This is a genomic window from Streptomyces marispadix, assembly GCF_022524345.1.
In the GTDB taxonomy this organism is placed as follows: domain Bacteria; phylum Actinomycetota; class Actinomycetes; order Streptomycetales; family Streptomycetaceae; genus Streptomyces; species Streptomyces marispadix.
This window is the reverse complement of the sequence record NZ_JAKWJU010000002.1, coordinates 561948-577817: the sequence shown is the minus strand read 5'-3', so window position 1 is coordinate 577817 and position 15870 is coordinate 561948. Positions and strand designations below refer to the sequence as shown.

Annotated in this window: 12 protein-coding genes and 2 pseudogenes; 9 read left to right on the top strand and 5 right to left on the bottom strand. The window is 72.3% G+C overall.

Features of this window, described 5'->3' with window-relative positions; translation table 11 throughout:
* Nucleotides 1-80: 80 nt before the first annotated feature.
* Together MMA15_RS02550 and MMA15_RS02545 are read left to right on the top strand one after the other, a co-directional pair.
* Nucleotides 81-316 (top strand): annotated as a pseudogene (locus tag MMA15_RS02550) (chaplin).
* Nucleotides 317-487: 171 nt separating this feature from the next.
* The gene (locus MMA15_RS02545; protein WP_241057294.1) at nt 488-1165 is read left to right on the top strand and encodes a chaplin family protein; all 678 of its coding nucleotides are present in this window, start codon (nt 488-490) and stop codon (nt 1163-1165) included.
* 104 nt (nt 1166-1269) lie between these two features.
* On the opposite strand, the gene MMA15_RS02540 is transcribed toward MMA15_RS02545, so the two are convergent.
* On the bottom strand, nt 1270-1458 hold the full coding sequence (locus MMA15_RS02540) for a DUF5703 family protein (protein WP_037976561.1): 189 nt from the start codon (nt 1456-1458) through the stop codon (nt 1270-1272).
* 47 nt (nt 1459-1505) lie between these two features.
* Between MMA15_RS02540 and MMA15_RS02535 the strand changes: the two genes are divergently transcribed.
* Nucleotides 1506-2177, top strand: a complete 672-nt coding sequence (locus MMA15_RS02535; RefSeq protein ID WP_241057293.1) for a hypothetical protein — start codon at nt 1506-1508, stop codon at nt 2175-2177.
* A 208-nt stretch (nt 2178-2385) separates the two neighbouring features.
* Here the strand turns inward: MMA15_RS02535 and MMA15_RS02530 are convergent, their stop codons facing one another.
* The gene (locus tag MMA15_RS02530) at nt 2386-4476 is read right to left on the bottom strand and encodes a helix-hairpin-helix domain-containing protein (RefSeq protein WP_241057292.1); all 2091 of its coding nucleotides are present in this window, start codon (nt 4474-4476) and stop codon (nt 2386-2388) included.
* The gene (locus MMA15_RS02525) at nt 4473-5459 is read right to left on the bottom strand and encodes an aldo/keto reductase (protein WP_241057291.1); all 987 of its coding nucleotides are present in this window, start codon (nt 5457-5459) and stop codon (nt 4473-4475) included. Before MMA15_RS02525 ends, MMA15_RS02530 begins: the two co-directional genes overlap by 4 nt.
* 75 nt (nt 5460-5534) lie before the next feature.
* On the opposite strand from MMA15_RS02525, the gene MMA15_RS02520 reads away from it, so the two are divergent.
* A complete protein-coding gene (locus tag MMA15_RS02520; protein ID WP_241057290.1) occupies nt 5535-6587 on the top strand; it encodes an LLM class F420-dependent oxidoreductase in 1053 nt (350 codons plus the stop codon).
* Nucleotides 6588-6737: 150 nt separating this feature from the next.
* Here MMA15_RS02520 and corA read toward each other — a convergent pair whose 3' ends face one another.
* Nucleotides 6738-7721, bottom strand: coding sequence for a magnesium/cobalt transporter CorA (gene corA, locus MMA15_RS02515; RefSeq protein WP_308290496.1), 984 nt, complete (start codon nt 7719-7721; stop codon nt 6738-6740).
* A gap of 76 nt (nt 7722-7797) precedes the next feature.
* Between corA and MMA15_RS02510 the strand changes: the two genes are divergently transcribed.
* The 4 genes from MMA15_RS02510 to mshC all read left to right on the top strand — a co-directional run bounded on the left by MMA15_RS02510 (nt 7798) and on the right by mshC (nt 11689).
* Entirely contained in the window at nt 7798-8610 is an 813-nt protein-coding gene (locus tag MMA15_RS02510) for a histidine phosphatase family protein (RefSeq protein ID WP_241057289.1), read from the top strand.
* A gap of 67 nt (nt 8611-8677) precedes the next feature.
* Nucleotides 8678-9268 carry a DUF3090 domain-containing protein gene (locus MMA15_RS02505; protein ID WP_241057288.1) on the top strand — a complete coding sequence of 197 codons (591 nt, stop codon included), beginning with the start codon at nt 8678-8680 and terminating at the stop codon, nt 9266-9268.
* Nucleotides 9232-10302: an SCO1664 family protein gene (locus MMA15_RS02500; protein ID WP_372498164.1), complete on the top strand. Its 1071-nt coding sequence runs from the start codon at nt 9232-9234 to the stop codon at nt 10300-10302. The genes MMA15_RS02505 and MMA15_RS02500 overlap by 37 nt, the downstream gene beginning before the upstream one ends.
* Nucleotides 10303-10459: 157 nt before the next feature.
* The gene (gene mshC, locus MMA15_RS02495; RefSeq protein WP_241057287.1) at nt 10460-11689 is read left to right on the top strand and encodes a cysteine--1-D-myo-inosityl 2-amino-2-deoxy-alpha-D-glucopyranoside ligase; all 1230 of its coding nucleotides are present in this window, start codon (nt 10460-10462) and stop codon (nt 11687-11689) included.
* 789 nt (nt 11690-12478) lie between these two features.
* Here the strand turns inward: mshC and MMA15_RS02490 are convergent.
* Nucleotides 12479-13581: pseudogene (locus tag MMA15_RS02490) on the bottom strand (PAC2 family protein); the annotation flags it as partial.
* A 381-nt stretch (nt 13582-13962) separates the two neighbouring features.
* On the opposite strand from MMA15_RS02490, the gene MMA15_RS02485 reads away from it, so the two are divergent.
* Nucleotides 13963-15696: a glycoside hydrolase family 13 protein gene (locus MMA15_RS02485; protein WP_241057286.1), complete on the top strand. Its 1734-nt coding sequence runs from the start codon at nt 13963-13965 to the stop codon at nt 15694-15696.
* Nucleotides 15697-15870: the final 174 nt, after the last annotated feature.

Sequence of the window (15870 nt, the reverse complement as noted above, 5' to 3'; positions counted from 1 at the left end):
CGCTCGTACCCGGATTCCTCCGTCTTCGTTACAGGGGATGCGGTTCGTGGTTTGAACTGCATGCCAACTAGGAGGAATCAATGATCAAGAAGGTCGCCGCTGCCACGGCTGCCGCCGCGGCGGGCTGATGCTCGCCGGCGCAGACGTAGCCGCCGCCGGCCAAGGGGACCGGGGCGCCGCCGGGATACTTCCCGGCACCGCGTCCGGGAACGGAGTCGGCGTACCCGTCGACGCCCCCGTGAACGTCTGCGGCGACACGACAACCGTGCTCGGTGGCCTGAACACCGCCGGCGGCGAAACCTGCCGCGGCAACTGAAGTCGTTCTCGAACGCATGAGGAAGCGAAGAACGGACGGTGCCGTGCGCGACGAACACGGCCCCGGCGCCGCCTGGTCCTTCCGGGGCGGAGACGCGGAATCCGCAAATCCACCCCCCTTGTGCGCCCTTGTAATACCCACTGGCAGAAAGCAAGGCAGGGGATTAGAACCATGAGACAGGTCACAAGAAACGGCCTGATCACCGTGGCCGCGGCGGGCGGCGTGCTCGCCACGTTCTCGGGAGGCACGGCGTTCGCCGACACGGCAGCCGGCTCGGCCGCGGGATCCGGGGCGCTCTCCGGCAACAACGTGAACGCGCCCGTAAACGCCCCGATCACCGTCTGCGGCAACACCATCAACGTCCTCGGCTCCCTCAACTCCGCGGCCGGGTGCCGCGGAGGCGGCGGCGGGGCGCCGTCGGCCGACGGCCAGGCCGGCGCCTCCGACGGCATCGGCTCGGGCAACAACATCGAGGCCCCGATCAACGCACCGATCGACGCGTGCGGCAACTCCGTCAACGTCGTCGGCCTCGGCAACACCGGGGACGGCTGCGATGGGCCGGAGGAGGAGACGCCGCCCGGCAGTGAGCAGCCGGGCAACTCGACGCCCACCGCCCCGGGTTCGGAGCGGCCGGGCGCCGACAACCCGGCAGGCGGCGGTTCCGAGGGCACTTCGGACGTCACCTCGGCCTCCGACCTGCGGACCCAGTCCCAGTCCGAGTCCGGTGCCGGAGAGTTGGCGCACACCGGCGCCGGCGACATGATCGGCGTCGCCGCGCCGGTGAGCGCGGGCCTGCTGATCGGGGGCTTCGTGCTCTACCGGCGGGCCTCGCGCCTCGCGCAGCGCTGAGCGGGCACAGCCTGAGAGACGGCGGAGCGGGCACCACACGGGTGGGGCCCGCTCCGCCGCCTTGTCCTGCCGCCCTCCGGGGCGGGAAGGCTCACCAGGTCACCTCACCACGTCGCGTGGAGCTGGCGGATGATCCGGCGGCGCAGCCGCACCCTGCGGCTGCCGTCCGGGTACAGGCGTGTACGGGCCAACTCCCAGTGCCCGTACTCGGCATGGTCGGTCAGCAGTCGGGTAGCCGCCTTGCGGGAGACCCCGCGAGGCACGTACACATCGCGAAATTCGTATTCCGGCATCTCATCTATTGTGCGGGCAGAGGACGGATACGGATAGCGTCTGCACTATGTCTGATGCTGAGCAGCCCACCGCTGCCGACGTACGCGCCGCCGCCGAAGCGGTGAAAGCCGCGATTGACCGGCACCTCGAGGCGGTCGAGAGCCGTGCGGAAGGCGCTGGGAAGGACACCGAGAACGGCGCCTCCGACACCGCCGTCTACGCCGCTTTCGACGAGCTGGCCGCAGCGGGCGAGGCCTACGACGAGCTGCTCTACGAAACGTACGACGAAGTCACTCCGTTCGAGATTCCCGGCGGCGACTCCATGCCCGCCTACACGGGTCCGGAAGTCCCCAGCGCGCTGAGTGTGCTGATCCGGCGCGACTACAGCGTCGTCGAGCCGCAGCGGCTGCTGGCGCAGGCCCAGCGCGTCACCGACCTGGACCCGGACTCGGCGGACGAGGACGAGCAGGCCGCGGGCTCGGCGGGAAGCAGCGTGCACGCGGCGCTCGGCATCCTCTTCGGCGAGTACGAGGCCGATGAAATCGCCACCCGGCACAAGGAGTTCGGCCTGGACGAGGGCGACTCGACGCTGTGGGTGACCGCGGCCGACGAGCCGAGCGAGCCGGGGGAGTGGCTGAGCGCGCCGTTCGAGCAGGCCGACCCCGAAAGGGTGATCTGCCGCTTCGACGTCAGCTCCGTATTCGACGAGACGGACATCGAGCTGGACGACGAGGAGTGAGGGCAGGGGCGTAGGCGGGGCGTGCGCTCGGCGGCCGGCTGCCGGGCCGCCGCGGCCGGTGGCCGCACACCGCGTCTGCGCATCGGCTCGCCATGAACTGGCTCGTCCGCCGCCCGAGTTCAGCGGCCCCCGCGGTGCGTCGCGCCCCTATCGCCGCGGCTGACGCGCACCCGTACCGCCGCGGCCAGCGGGCGCACGGGCGGCTCTCCTACTCCGGGCCGCCGCCCGCCGCGCTCCCAGCCGGTGAAGCCGTCGCGGCCTCGGCCGCTCGGGCGGACTGTGTCAGCAGCACACGCAGCCGCGTCGTGCGAGGCGGGGCGGTCACCGAAGCCACGGCCCTCGGAAGCGCGTCCTCCGCGCCCTGTACGACCGACAGATGACGCTCGCCGCGCCCGAACGCCGTGTAGACCCACTCGCGGTCGAGCGCCTCGGTCGCATCGCCCGGCAGCACCGCCACCACGGCGGGCCAGCGCATGCCCACCGCCTGATGGGCCGTGATCGCCCAGCCGTGCCTGACCTCGTCCGCGACGCGGTCGCGTGCGACGACGACCTGCTCGCCCGTGCCGGAGTGCTCCAGGCGCAGGCCCTCCTCCTCGCCGGATACGACCACTGCCGGTGTCGTACGGCCACGGGACGGGCTGTGGACGACGCGGTCGCCCGGGTCGAAACCGTCGAAGCGGCCCGGGCCGGGGCGCAGCCGCTCCTTCAGGGCGGCGTTCAGCGCCCTGGTGCCCGCCGCTCCGCCGTGGCCCGTCGTGATCACCTGGGTCTCCTCCACGGGAACGCCGATGGCACGCGGCACCGAGTCCGCCACGAGCTGAACGGTGCGATGCACGGCCTCGCCCGCGTCCCGCACCGGTACGACCACGACCTCCTTGCCGGGGGCGTCGACCTGGCCCAGTTCGCCGATGCCGATTCCGGAGACCAGCTCGCCGATCGGCCCGGGGTCCGGCGTACGCGAGGCCACGCGCGGGCAGGCTCCCGAGGCGATCACATCGGCGAAGACCTGGCCGGGACCGGCCGCGCCCAGCACGCCCGGGTCGCCGCTGAGCACCAGGCGAGCCCCGTCGGGAAGGGACTCTACGAGGGCGGCGGCCGTCTCCGCGTCGAGCTGGGGGGCGTCGCAGACGATCAGCAGATCGAGCGCCCACGCGCCTTCCGCGTCACGGGCCGGACCCTCGCGGCCGTCCAGCAGCCCTGCGACGGTGACGACCGCCTGCCGGTCCCGCTCGCCCTGCTCGCGCGGATCTGCTCGCTCTCCCGGCTCTTTCTGCTCTGACGGGCCGGGCACGCCCTCGCTCCCGGCCGCGTCGGCGAGAAGCGCGGCGAGGCGGTCGCGTCCGCCGGCGGTGTGCGCGGCTGCACATGCGCGCAGCCCCAGCCGTTCCGCGGCGGCGAGAAGAGCGGCAGGCTCGGCTCGTGCGGCCTCGCCGCCGGTGTGTGCGACCAGCCCATGACCGGCCACCGCACGGATCAGCTCCGCCGCCGACGGCGACGAGGCCGACGCCGCGGCGCTCTCCCACGCATCGGGCGCCTCCCCGGGGGCTGTGCCCTGACCTGCGCCGTTGATCACCCGCGCCAGCCCGTCCGCCAGGCTCTCCTCCGCCAGCGCATAGCGGTCCAGCCCCAACAGCAGCCGTACGGGCCGCTCTTCGGCCCCGTCGTCGCCTTCCCCGCTCTGCGCCGCGGCGCCCGGGGAGGGGCCGCCGCCCGCGGGCATGGCGTCGAGCGCGTCTTCAAAGACCAGGACGGCTCCCGCGTCGACGGCGGTACGCACCGCCTCGTCGGGCTCCGGAACCGCGTACTGCGACAGGCCCTTCGACAGCGCGGCAGGCTCCAGGGCCGTATGCCCCTTCAGTGCCGCTCGCTCCAGCAGCCACACCACCAGCGCCTGTGCGCGGCGCTCGTCGCCGGGGCCGCTGTCATCGCCCAGCAGGGCGCGTGCGAAGCCGTCCGCCTGCTCCGGCCGTACGCCGGGGACTGAGAGCAACTGCCAGGGGTCCTCACGCAGCAGCGGCCCGGCCTGCTCGCCGAGGGATTCGGCGACACGGGGCGCCAGCGCCTCGGGGGCGCCGCCCGCCGCCAGCACCTCGCGCAGCCCGTCGGGCACGGCGGCCGGGCCCGGCCGCCTGTCCGGCCCCGGGGAAGCCGTCCGCGGCCCCGCGGGCGTCGCCGGGCGCTGCGGTCGCGGCGCGGCAGGCGGCTGTGCGGTGTCGGTGAAGAACGACGCGGCTGAACGCTCGCCGCTCTCCACAGCCCTTACCGCCGCGAGGAGTTCGGCTGCCTTGTCGTCCGTCACAGCTCGCTCCAGTCCTGGTCGGGGTAGCGGTGCACCGGCGCCGAGACGTCGTCCAGCGCGCGGCAGATCTCGTCAGGAAGAGTAAGACCCTCCACTGACAACGCCTCGGAGAGCTGCGCGGCGGTGCGCGCCCCGACGATCGGAGCGGTCACTCCCGGCCGGTCCCGTACCCAGGCCAGCGCGACGAGCAGCGGCGATACGGCCAGTCCGTCGGCCGCGGTCGAGACGGCGTCGACGATGCTCCCGGCCGTCTCGTCGAGGTACGGGGCGATGAACGGCGCGAGGTGCTCGGAGGCGCCGCGCGAGTCCGGCGGAGGGTCGCAGCGACGGTACTTGGCCGTGAGCACACCGCGCCCCAGCGGCGACGAGGGCAGCAGCCCGAGCCCCAAGTCGACGGCGGCGGGCAGCAGTTCGCGCTCGACGCCGCGCTGGAGCAGGGAGTACTCCATCTGTGTGCTCGCGAGCCGGGTGCGTGTACCGGGGGCTGCGAGCTGCCATGTGGCGGCCTTGGCGAGCTGCCAGCCGCTGAAGTTGGAGACGCCCACATAGCGCGCACGTCCCGTGCTGACCGCGATGTCCAGCGCCTGGAGCGTCTCGTCGAGCGGAGTGGCCGGGTCGAAGGCGTGCACCTGCCACAGGTCGACGTAGTCGGTGCGCAGCCGCTCCAGGGACGCGTCCAGCGCCGCGAGGAGATGCCCGCGGGAGCAGTCGAAGCGCCGGTCGGGGTCGGGCACGCTCCCCGCCTTCGTCGCCAGCACCAGGTCACGCCGGGGCACGAGGCCCTCCAGCAGCCTGCCCAGGAGGTATTCGGCGCCGCCGTCCCCGTAGACGTCCGCGGTGTCGACCAGCGTGCCGCCCGCTTCCCAGAACGTCTTGAGCTGGTCGGCGGCGTCCCGCTCCCCGGTGTCCCGTGCCCAGGTGAGCGTGCCGAGACCGATTCGGGATACGCGCAGGCCGGTACGGCCGAGGTGCCTTGCCTCCATGGGCGTTGAGGTTACTGGCGAGGGCGCGCTAGAGTCCCCGGGACAGTGACGTTACTGATCAGTAAGGGGGCCGGTATGCGGCTCGGCATCAACCTCGGCTACTGGGGCGCGGGGATGGACGCGGACAACCTCGCCGTCGCCCAGGAGGCCGACCGGCTCGGCTATTCCGTCTGCTGGGCCGCCGAGGCCTACGGCTCCGACGCGCCCACGGTCCTGTCCTGGGTCGCGGCGCAGACCGAGCGCATCGACGTAGGTTCGGGCATCTTCCAGATCCCCGCCCGCGCACCGGCGATGACCGCGATGACGGCCGCCACCCTCGACTCCCTCTCCGGCGGGCGCTTCCGGCTCGGCCTCGGCGTCTCGGGCCCGCAGGTCTCCGAGGGGTGGTACGGGGTGCGTTTCGACAAGCCGCTGGCCCGCACCCGCGAGTACGTCGAGATCATCCGCAAGGCCATGTCCCGCGAGCGCCTCAGCCACGAGGGCGAGCACTGGACGCTGCCCCTGCCCGACGGCCCCGGCAAGCCCATCAAGCTGACGGTGCATCCAGTACGGGAGGAGATCCCGCTCTACATCGCGGCCATCGGGCCCAAGAACCTCGAACAGACCGGGGAGATCGCCGACGGTGCGCTGCTGATCTTCTTCTCGCCCGAGCACGCCGAGGAGACCACGCTGCGGCATCTGCGCGCCGGACGAGAGAAGGCCGGCAAGGAACTGACGGGCTTCGACGTCTGCCCGACCGTTCCGATGGCCGTCGGGGACGACGTACACGCGCTGGCCGACCAGTTCCGTCCGTACACGGCCCTCTACGTCGGCGGCATGGGCAGCCGCAAGCAGAACTTCTACAACCGGCTCGCACAGCGCATGGGTTACGAGCGGGAAGCCGCCGTGATCCAGGACAAGTACCTGGACGGGGACAAGGACGGCGCTTCGGCCGCCGTGCCGCACGAACTCATCGACTCCACCACTCTCCTCGGCTCCGTCGACCGCATCGCCGACCGTATGCGCGCCTACGCCGAGGCCGGTGTGACCACCCTCTCCCTCGCGCCCGCGGGCTTCACCAGGGAGGAGCGAATCGCGGGGCTGCGCGCGGGAGTCGAGGCCCTGGAGAAGGCGGGTGTCGCCTCGTAGGGGAGGGCCCGCGGGCATGCTTACGGCCGTGGAGGGGGCTCGGGGGTCATCCCCGCCACGGCCGTTACGCGGCTCAACGCGCCGTACGCGCAAGGGTTACGCACCGGGACGCGGCCGAGCGGAGCCGAGGGGCGACGAGAGGGAGCCCTCTCACATCCAGCCGCGGCGCTTGAAGACACGGAAGAGCGTCAGGCACGCCCCCGCGATGAGCGCCAGCACCGCCGGATACGTCCACACCCAGTGCAGCTCCGGCATGTGCTCGAAGTTCATGCCGTAGATGCCGGCGATGGCGGTGGGGATCGCGAACATCGCGGCCCATGCCGAGATCTTCCGCATGTTGTCGTTCTGCCGGACGCTCATGTGCGCCAGGTTCGCCGAGAGGATGTCCGACAGCAGCCGGTCGAGGCCCTCCACCTGCTCGTTGACCCTTGTCAGATGGTCGCTGACGTCACGGAAGAACGGCCGCGAGTCCTCATGCACGAACGGCACCCCCGGCCTCGTCAGCCGCTCCAGCGGCTCCGCGAGCGGGCCCGTGGCCCGGCGGAAGCCCAGCGCCTGGCGCTTGAAGGCGTAGATCCGTCCGGCGATGTCGCGGGCGGCCAGAGCCTCGGGGGAGAAGACCTCCTCCTCCAACTCGTCGAGACTGACCTGGAGATCGGCGGCCACCTCCATGTACTGGTCGACGATGGCGTCGGCCACCGCGTACATCACCGCCGTCGGCCCGTGCCGCAGCACCTCGGGGTCGTGCTCGAGCCGCTCACGCACCTCGCCGAGCGGATTGGCCTTCCCGTGCCGCACGGTCACCACGAAGGAGTCCCCGACGAAGAGCATCAGCTCGCCGGTCGAGACGACCGTCGTCGACTCGTCGTAGGAGACGGGCTTGAGTACGAGGAAGAGGGAGTCCTCGTAGACCTCCAGCTTCGGCCGCTGATGGGCGTGGAGCGCGTCCTCGACGGCGAGGGGATGCAGGTCGAACTCGCTGGTGACGTGGTCGAATTCGGCCTCGGTCGGCTCGTGCAGCCCGATCCAGAGAAACGCGTCACCGGTCTCCCTGGCCTCGTCGAGGGCATCGGAGTAGTCGGCCGGCCGCTCCATGCGGCGTCCGTCCCGGTAGATGGCGCAGTCCACGATCACGACTGGTCATTGTGCCCCGAAGCGGCCGATACAACCACCGGCAGCCGCTTCGAAGCCCTCGCCTACGCTGGCACGCATGCCCACGCTCATCCTCGTAAGGCACGGCCGCTCCACCGCCAACACCTCCGGGGTGCTCGCCGGGCGCACGCCGGGAGTCGCACTGGACGAGCACGGCCGCGCCCAGGCCGAGGCACTGCCCGGGCGACTGGACGCCCTGCCCCTGGCCGCCGTGGTCACCAGCCCCATGCAGCGCTGCCGGGAGACCGTCGAACCGCTGCTCCGCGCACGGGCCGACGTCCCCGTGCACAGCGAGGAGCGCGTCGCCGAGTGCGACTACGGCGACTGGAGCGGGCGGAAGCTGGCCGAACTGGCCGACGAGCCGCTGATGACGACGGTGCAGCAGCACCCCTCGGCGGCGGCCTTCCCCGGCGGGGAGTCGATGCGCGCGATGCAGTCGAGGTCCGTGGAGGCCGTACGGGAGTGGAACGCCCGGATCGAGCACGAGCACGGGGCGGACGCCATCTACGCGATGTGCTCGCACGGCGACATCATCAAGTCGGTCGTGGCCGACGCCCTGGGGATGCATCTCGACCTCTTCCAGCGCATCGCCGTCGGCCCCTGCTCGCTGACCGTCATCCGCTACACCCCGCTGCGGCCCTTTCTGCTGCGGCTCGGCGAGACCGGCGAACTCGACTCCCTGCGACCGCCGGAGCCTTCGAACGAGGAAGAGGCCGGGAACGAGAAGAAGGACGGTGCGGGCGACGAGAACGGGGAAGGAGAAGGGCGTCCCGGTGGAGAAGCCTCCGCCGGTGACGGCCCGCGCGGCCCCCGTGACCGGGGAGGCCCCGGACGGCAGGGCAGCGACGCCACCGTGGGGGGCGGAGCCTGAGCAGGAAGATCGGCGCGGGCAGTAGGGTGCCTTAGACCGAATAGACGTCGAGACAACGGAGCAGGACGTGTCCCGTCAGGTGTTCCTCTACGACCCGCCGGACCGATTCATCGCCGGTACCGTCGGGCTGCCAGGACGGCGCACCTTCTACCTCCAGGCGTCGGCCTCCGGCCGTACCACCAGCGTCGCCCTGGAGAAGGCACAGGTGGAGGCACTGGCCGAGCGGATCGACGAGCTGCTGGACGAGGTCGTGCGCCGCTCCGGCGGCAACGCACCCGTACCGGCCGTCGCGCCCGCCGAACTGGACGACACGGAACCGCTGGAGACGCCCGTCGAGGAGGAGTTCCGCGTCGGCACCATGGCGCTGGCCTGGGACGGCGACGGCGAGCGCATGGTCGTGGAGGCACAGGCCGTCGTCGAACTGGAGGCCGACTCCGACGAGGACCTCGCCGACGCCGAGGAACGGCTGCTCCAGGACGACGAGAACGGTCCGCCGATGCTCCGGGTGCGGCTGGACGGCACCATGGCCCGCGCCTTCGCCAAGCGTGCGCTGGAAGTCGTCAACGCGGGCCGCCCGCCGTGCCCGCTGTGCAGCCTTCCGCTCGACCCCGAGGGGCATGTGTGCCCGCGTCAGAACGGATACCGGCGCGGCGAATGAACCCGACAGCCGACTCCGGCCGCATGCCGAGGGAGGCCGATCCGGGCGCCCCGGCGGATTCGGCCCCTTCGCCGACGGCCGATGAGACCCGTACCCGTCTCGCCCTGGGCACGCTGAACGTACTGGGTCAGATCCGGCAGGCATCCAACGCCGTGCTCTTCGGCGAGGTCGAGCACGAGGGGCGGCGGGTGCCGTGCGTGTACAAGCCGGTGGCCGGCGAACGCCCGCTGTGGGACTTCCCCGACGGGACGCTCGCACAGCGTGAGGTGGCGGCGTACGAGATCTCCCGTGCGACGGGCTGGGACCTCGTTCCGGCGACGGTGCTGAGGGACGGGCCGTTCGGCGAGGGCATGTGCCAGGCGTGGGTGGGGCCGCTGCCGGGCGCGGAGCCCGAGGACGGCGAGGAGTCCGAGGACGGTGCGGCTTCCGAAGTCGCCGTGGGGGAGGGGGACTTCGGGGGCGAGAGCAGCGAGGAGACCCCAGGCGACGCCGAGGCCGACGACGCCTCGGACGCCGACGACGCCGACGAGTCCGGCGGCTCGGACGGCGGCGGGGAACTCCTCGCCATCGTCGAGGGCGACGAACCGGGGGAGGGCTGGAAGCCCGTCGGGTACGTGGACACGGGCACGGCGCGGCCGGCGTTGCTCGTACACGCCGACGACGACCGGCTTCGGCGGCTGGCCGTGGTCGACGCGGTCATCAACAACGGGGACCGCAAGGGCGGCCATCTGCTGACGCTCCCCACGGGCGAGCTGTACGCCATCGACCACGGCGTCAGCTTCCACGTCGACGACAAGCTCCGCACCCTGCTGTGGGGTTGGGCGGGCGAGGACCTGACCTCCGAGGCCGTCGCGACCCTGCGCGGGCTCGCCGCGGCGCTCGCCGAGGGCGCGCCTCTCGCGGTACGGCTCTCCGAGCTGATCACCGCGGCCGAACTGGAGGCCCTCCGCAAGCGGGTCGGCGGGCTGATCAGCTCCGGCCGTCATCCGCTCCCCAGCGGCGACTGGCCCGCGATCCCCTGGCCTCCCGTCTGACGCTCAGGGTCGTACGACATCGCAGTCCGTACGGCGGCCGGGTACGCGTCCGGCCGTACGCGGTCAAGACCGCCTATTCGGCCATTTCCACAGGTCCGGCCCGGAGTGCGGCCGTCCCGTCCGAATGGCGAACTCCTGTCCGGGTTAGTCTCAAGGAATGCATGCCTGGCCCGCTTCCGAGGTCCCCGCCCTGCCTGGTCAGGGCCGCGACCTGGAGATCCACGACACCTCGACGGGCGGCCGCGTCACTCTGGCCCCCGGTCCCGTCGCCCGCATATACGTCTGCGGGATCACCCCGTACGACGCCACCCACCTGGGGCACGCGGCGACCTACAACGCCTTCGACCTCGTACAGCGCGTGTGGCTCGACACCAAGCGCCAGGTTCACTACATACAGAACGTCACCGACATCGACGACCCTCTGCTGGAGCGGGCCCGGGCGACGGGCGAGGAGTGGGCGGAGCTGGCGGAGCGTGAGACGGCGCTCTTCAGGGAGGACATGACGGCCCTGCGGATGCTCCCGCCGCGGCAGTTCGTCGGTGCTGTCGAATCGATTCCGCGCATCGTCCCGCTCGTGGAGCGGCTGCGTGACCAGGGCGCCGCCTACGAACTCGAAGGCGACGTCTACTTCTCCGTCGAGGCGGACCCGCACTTCGGCGGCGTATCACGTCTCGACGCGGAGACCATGCGGATACTGTCCGCCGAGCGCGGCGGCGACCCCGAGCGGCCCGGCAAGAAGAGCCCGCTCGACCCGATGCTGTGGCGTGCGGCCCGCGAGGGCGAACCGCAGTGGGACGGCGCCTCACTCGGCCCCGGACGCCCCGGCTGGCACATCGAGTGCGTGGCCATCGCCCTGGAACACCTCGGCATGGGCTTCGACGTACAGGGCGGAGGGTCGGATCTCGCCTTCCCGCACCATGAGATGGGCGCCTCCCACGCGCAGGCGCTCACCGGCGAGCATCCCTTCGCACAGACGTATGTGCACTCCGGGATGGTCGGACTGAACGGCGAGAAGATGTCGAAGTCCAAGGGGAACCTGGTCTTCGTCTCACAGCTCCGCCGCGACGGCGTGGACCCCGCCGCGATCCGGCTGACGCTCCTCGCCCACCACTACCGGTCGGACTGGGAGTACACCGCCGCTCTGCTGGACGAGGCACAGCGGCGGCTCGCACGCTGGCGTGCGGCCGTCTCACGGCCCGACGGGCCCCCCGCCGAATCCGTCGTCGAGGAGATCCGCGTGGCGCTCGCGGACGATCTGAACTCACCGGCGGCGCTCGCCGCCGTCGACCGGTGGGCCGCCGAACAGGAGGCCGGGGGAGGAAGCGACGAGGGCGCCCCGGGCGTCGTCTCGCGCGCTGTGGACGCGCTGTTGGGCGTGGCCCTGTAGTTCCGGGGCAGTCCCGGGCCAGTCCTGGAGTAGTCCCCTTGGTCCCGGGGCAGCCCCGGGACTGCCACGACATACGGAGGGGCCGCCCCGCGCGGTGCGCACGGGGCGGCCCCCTCCGTTGTGTCCCCTCCGATGTGTACGGGGCCGGACACGGTGGGCTCACTCCTCGCCGGAGTCCTTGCCCTTCCCCCGTTCCTTGCCGCTGCCGCGGTTCTTGGCGTTGCCGGTCTTTCCGGCCCCTCCGGTCTTCCCGGTGTTCTCGGCGTTCCCGTTGCTGCCGGCGGTCCCGCCGTCGTCCACGCCGCCGTCCTCGGCGCTCGTGTCCTCGGCGCCGCTGTCGCCGTTCTTCGACGGGGACTTGGACGTGGACGTCGACGAGGGCTTGGACCGGGGCTTGGCCGGGGACTTGGACGAGGACCGCTTCGGCTTCGCCTTTCCGCTCTCCCCCTTGCGACTGCCGTCGGAGTCCTTCGCGCCGTCCTCGGCGTCTTCGGCGTCCTTGGCCTCCTTGGAGTCCTTGGCCTCCCCGGCCTGCTCGGCGGGCTTCCGGGCACGGCTTCCCTTGCCGGTGCCGCGCGTGCTTCTGCTGCCGCTCCTGCCCGTGCCCGTGGTGCCGGAGCGCCGGGCGGGCTTGGCGCGCTCGGCACCCTTGGCGCCCTCCGCGCCTTCCGCGCCCTTCGTCTCCTCCGTGCCCTCCGCGTCGTTGGCGTTCCCTGCGTCCTCCGCGCCCTTGCCGGTCTGCTTGCCGCCCCGCTTACCGGCCGTCCCGACGTCCTTCTCCTCGTCGGCGCTTCCGGGGTCCGCGCCGGTGTCCGCCTCGGCCTCCGCATCGCCCGTACCGGCATCCGCCCCGTTCTCGGCGTCCTTGTCCTTACGGGCCTCCTTGCCGCCGCCCGTGGACGTACGTCTCGACGGAAGGGAACGCCCGCCGCCCGCACCGCGCTTGGGGGTCTCCCCGCCGAAGTCGGCACCCGCGCTGGGCCCCGGGACCGGACCGGCCCCCGGCCCATGACCGGAGTCCCGGGCGCCGCCGGGGGACCCGCCGTCGCGCCGCCGCAGATAGCGCTCGAACTCCTTCGCGATGGCCTCGCCGGAGGCCTCCGGCAGCTCGGCCGTGTCCCGCGCCTCCTCCAGCGACTGCACGTACTCGGCGACCTCGCTGTCCTCCGCCGCGAGTTGGTCCACCCCGAGCTGCCAGGCCCTTGCGTCCTCCTGTAGCTCGCCGAGCGGCACGTTCAGCTCCAGCAGGTCCTCCAGCCGGTTGAGCAGCGCGAGGGTGGCCTTCGGGTTCGGCGGCTGGGAGACGTAGTGCGGCACCGACGCCCACAGGCTCACCGCCGGTACGCCCGCGTGCGTGCACGCCTCCTGGAGGATGCCGACGATGCCCGTCGGGCCCTCGTACCGCGACTCCTCCAGGTTCATCGTGCGCGCCAGGTCCGGGTCGGAGGTGACGCCCGTCACGGGCACGGGCCTGCTGTGCGGGGTGTCACCGAGCAGCGCGCCCAGCACCACCACCATCTCGACGCCCAACTCATGGGCGAAGCCCAGGATTTCGTTGCAGAAGGAGCGCCAGCGCATGCTCGGCTCGATGCCCCGCACCAGTACCAGGTCACGGGGTTTTCCTTGCCGCCCGCGTCGTCGATCCGTACGACCGCCAGCCGCGTCGTGGGCCATGTGATCTTGCGCGAGCCGCCGTCCAGCCACACCTGCGGCCGGTTGACCTGGAAGTCGTAGTAGTCCTCGGCGTCCAGTGCCGCGAAGACCTCGCCCTTCCACTCGCGCTCCATGTGCCCGACCGCGGTGGAGGCGGCGTCGCCGGCGTCGTTCCAGCCTTCGAACGCGGCCACCATGACCGGGTCGACCAGCTCGGGAACTCCCTCGAGCTCGATCACCCAGCGCCTCCTTCCGGCCGGGTGGTGTGCGTCGACGCGCACCCGGCTGCCGTTCCGTTCCGTGCGGCAACCAGCCTACGGCGTGAGGGGGCGCATGCCGCAGCCCTGGCCGCACCGTAACGAGCGGGCGGCGCCCGCCGGCGGGCACGGCAGCGCACACGGCCGGGCCCCGTCGCGACCGGGACCCGTAGCACCCCCTTGACCTGCACGGTGTTACTGATGAGGCTCGATCACGACAACCGGGCACCGGCGCACGAGCGCCGTGGCCCCCGCCCTACGGTGCGCTTCGCCGCCCGGCCCGACTGCCCGCGTTCTGCCGCCCCCCGTACCGGCGTGCAAGCGGAACGGGCCCGCCGCGTAAGCCACTTCAGAGAGGACACCGTGACAGCCAGCACGTCCCCGCAGCCCGCCGAAGCCGCCGACGACTGGTGGCGTGAAGCCGTCGTCTACCAGGTCTACGTGCCGAGCTTCGCCGACTCCGACGGTGACGGAATGGGCGACCTGCGCGGCGTCGCCGACCGCCTCGGCCATCTGGCAGGGCTCGGCGCCGACGCGGTCTGGCTGACGCCCTTCTACCCCTCGCCCTGGGCCGACGGAGGCTACGACGTCTCCGACTACCGGGACGTCGACCCCCGCCACGGCACGCTCGACGACTTCCGTGAACTGCTCGCCCGCGCGCACGCGCTGGGACTGAAGGTCATCGTCGACATCGTCCCCAACCACTGCTCCGACCGGCACCCGTGGTTCGCGGAGGCGCTGGCGTCGCCGCCGGGTTCCGCCGCACGCGAACGCTTCCACTTCCTGGACGGCCGCGGGCCCGACGGCAGCGAGCCGCCCTCGGACTGGCAGTCGAAGTTCGGCGGCGGCGCCTGGGAACGCACCCCCGACGGGCAGTGGTACATGCACATATTCGCGGCCGAACAGCCCGATCTGAACTGGGAGAACCCCGAGGTCGCCGCCGACTTCGAGCGCACCCTGCGCTTCTGGCTCGACCTGGGCGTCGACGGCTTCCGCGTCGACGTCGCACACGGTCTGCGCAAGGACCTGCGGCAGCCGCTTCGCGACACCCGCGGCAACGACGCGGCACCGCTCAACTCCCCGCCCCAGGGCGACGATCACCCCTTCTGGGACCGCGACCAGGTGCACGAGGTCTACCGGCACTGGCGGAAGATCCTCGACTCCTACGAGCCGCCCCGTATCGCCGTCGCCGAAGCAGGCGTCAGCGCCGCCAGGCTGCCGCTCTACACCCGCCCCGACGAACTCCACCAGGCGTTCAACTTCTTCCATCTGCGCTGCCCTTGGGACGCCGCCTCCTTCCGCGGCGTCATCGACACCTCACTCGAAGGGGCGCGTTCCGTGGGCACCCTGCCGACCTGGGTGCTCTCCAACCACGACGTGGTACGGCACGCCACCCGCTACGCCCTCCCCGAAGGCACCGACTTCACGGAGTGGCTGGCCGCCGACGGGCGTGAGCCCGCCCCCGACCACGAGCGGGGACGTCGCCGGGCCCGTGCCGCCGCGCTGCTCACCCTGGCGCTGCCGGGCACCGCGTACCTCTACCAGGGCGAGGAGCTGGGCCTGCCGGAGGTCGCGGACCTGCCGCCCGGCGCGCTGCGCGACCCGATGTGGGAGCGCACCGGGCACCGGCAGAAGGGCCGCGACGGCTGCCGGGTTCCGCTGCCGTGGCGGAAGGACGGCCCCTCCTACGGCTTCGGACCCGGCGGAAGCTGGCTGCCGCAGCCGGAGGGATGGGGAGCGCACTCCGCCGAGGCGCAGAGCGGAGTGGAGGGTTCCTTCCTGGAGCTGTACCGGACGGCGCTGAGGCTGCGCCGCGGCTTCCGCGGCTCGGAGGGCCGCGAGGGCGGCGGCGCACTGGAGTGGCTGGACGCCGCCGATGGCGAACTGGCCTTCCGCAGGGGCGAGTTGCTCGAATGCCGGATCAATCTCTCGGACCGGCCCGTGCCGCTGCCGTCCGGTGCCGTACCCCTGCTGACGAGCGAACCGGCGGCGTACCGGCACGGCGACGGGACGCTGGCACCCGACACCGCGGTGTGGCTGGACCCGTCGGCGCGGGACCGAGCCGGGGGAACGGGGCCGTCCGGCTACGTGAACTGACAGGCCGCCAAGGGAAGTTGGCGCGGGCCGTACGTCTGTGATCCGCGTCAGGCCGAACGCCCCCGCATCCCCGTACGGACCCCACGCAGGACGGCGGGCGGGCCGCGCCCCGGCGTCGGCCCGCCCGCCTGCGTACCCCGTGCGGTCCCGTCACGGCCGCACGGGGCGCCTCTC

Bases quoted from the DNA above. Each gene is read 5' to 3' on its own strand.
- MMA15_RS02545 (WP_241057294.1), top strand. From the start codon at position 488: ATGAGACAGGTCACAAGAAACGGCCTGATCACCGTGGCCGCGGCGGGC.
- MMA15_RS02540 (WP_037976561.1), bottom strand. From the start codon at position 1,458: ATGCCGGAATACGAATTTCGCGATGTGTACGTGCCTCGCGGGGTCTCC.
- MMA15_RS02535 (WP_241057293.1), top strand. From the start codon at position 1,506: ATGTCTGATGCTGAGCAGCCCACCGCTGCCGACGTACGCGCCGCCGCC.
- MMA15_RS02525 (WP_241057291.1), bottom strand. From the start codon at position 5,459: ATGGAGGCAAGGCACCTCGGCCGTACCGGCCTGCGCGTATCCCGAATC.
- MMA15_RS02520 (WP_241057290.1), top strand. From the start codon at position 5,535: ATGCGGCTCGGCATCAACCTCGGCTACTGGGGCGCGGGGATGGACGCG.
- MMA15_RS02510 (WP_241057289.1), top strand. From the start codon at position 7,798: ATGCCCACGCTCATCCTCGTAAGGCACGGCCGCTCCACCGCCAACACC.
- mshC (WP_241057287.1), top strand. From the start codon at position 10,460: ATGCATGCCTGGCCCGCTTCCGAGGTCCCCGCCCTGCCTGGTCAGGGC.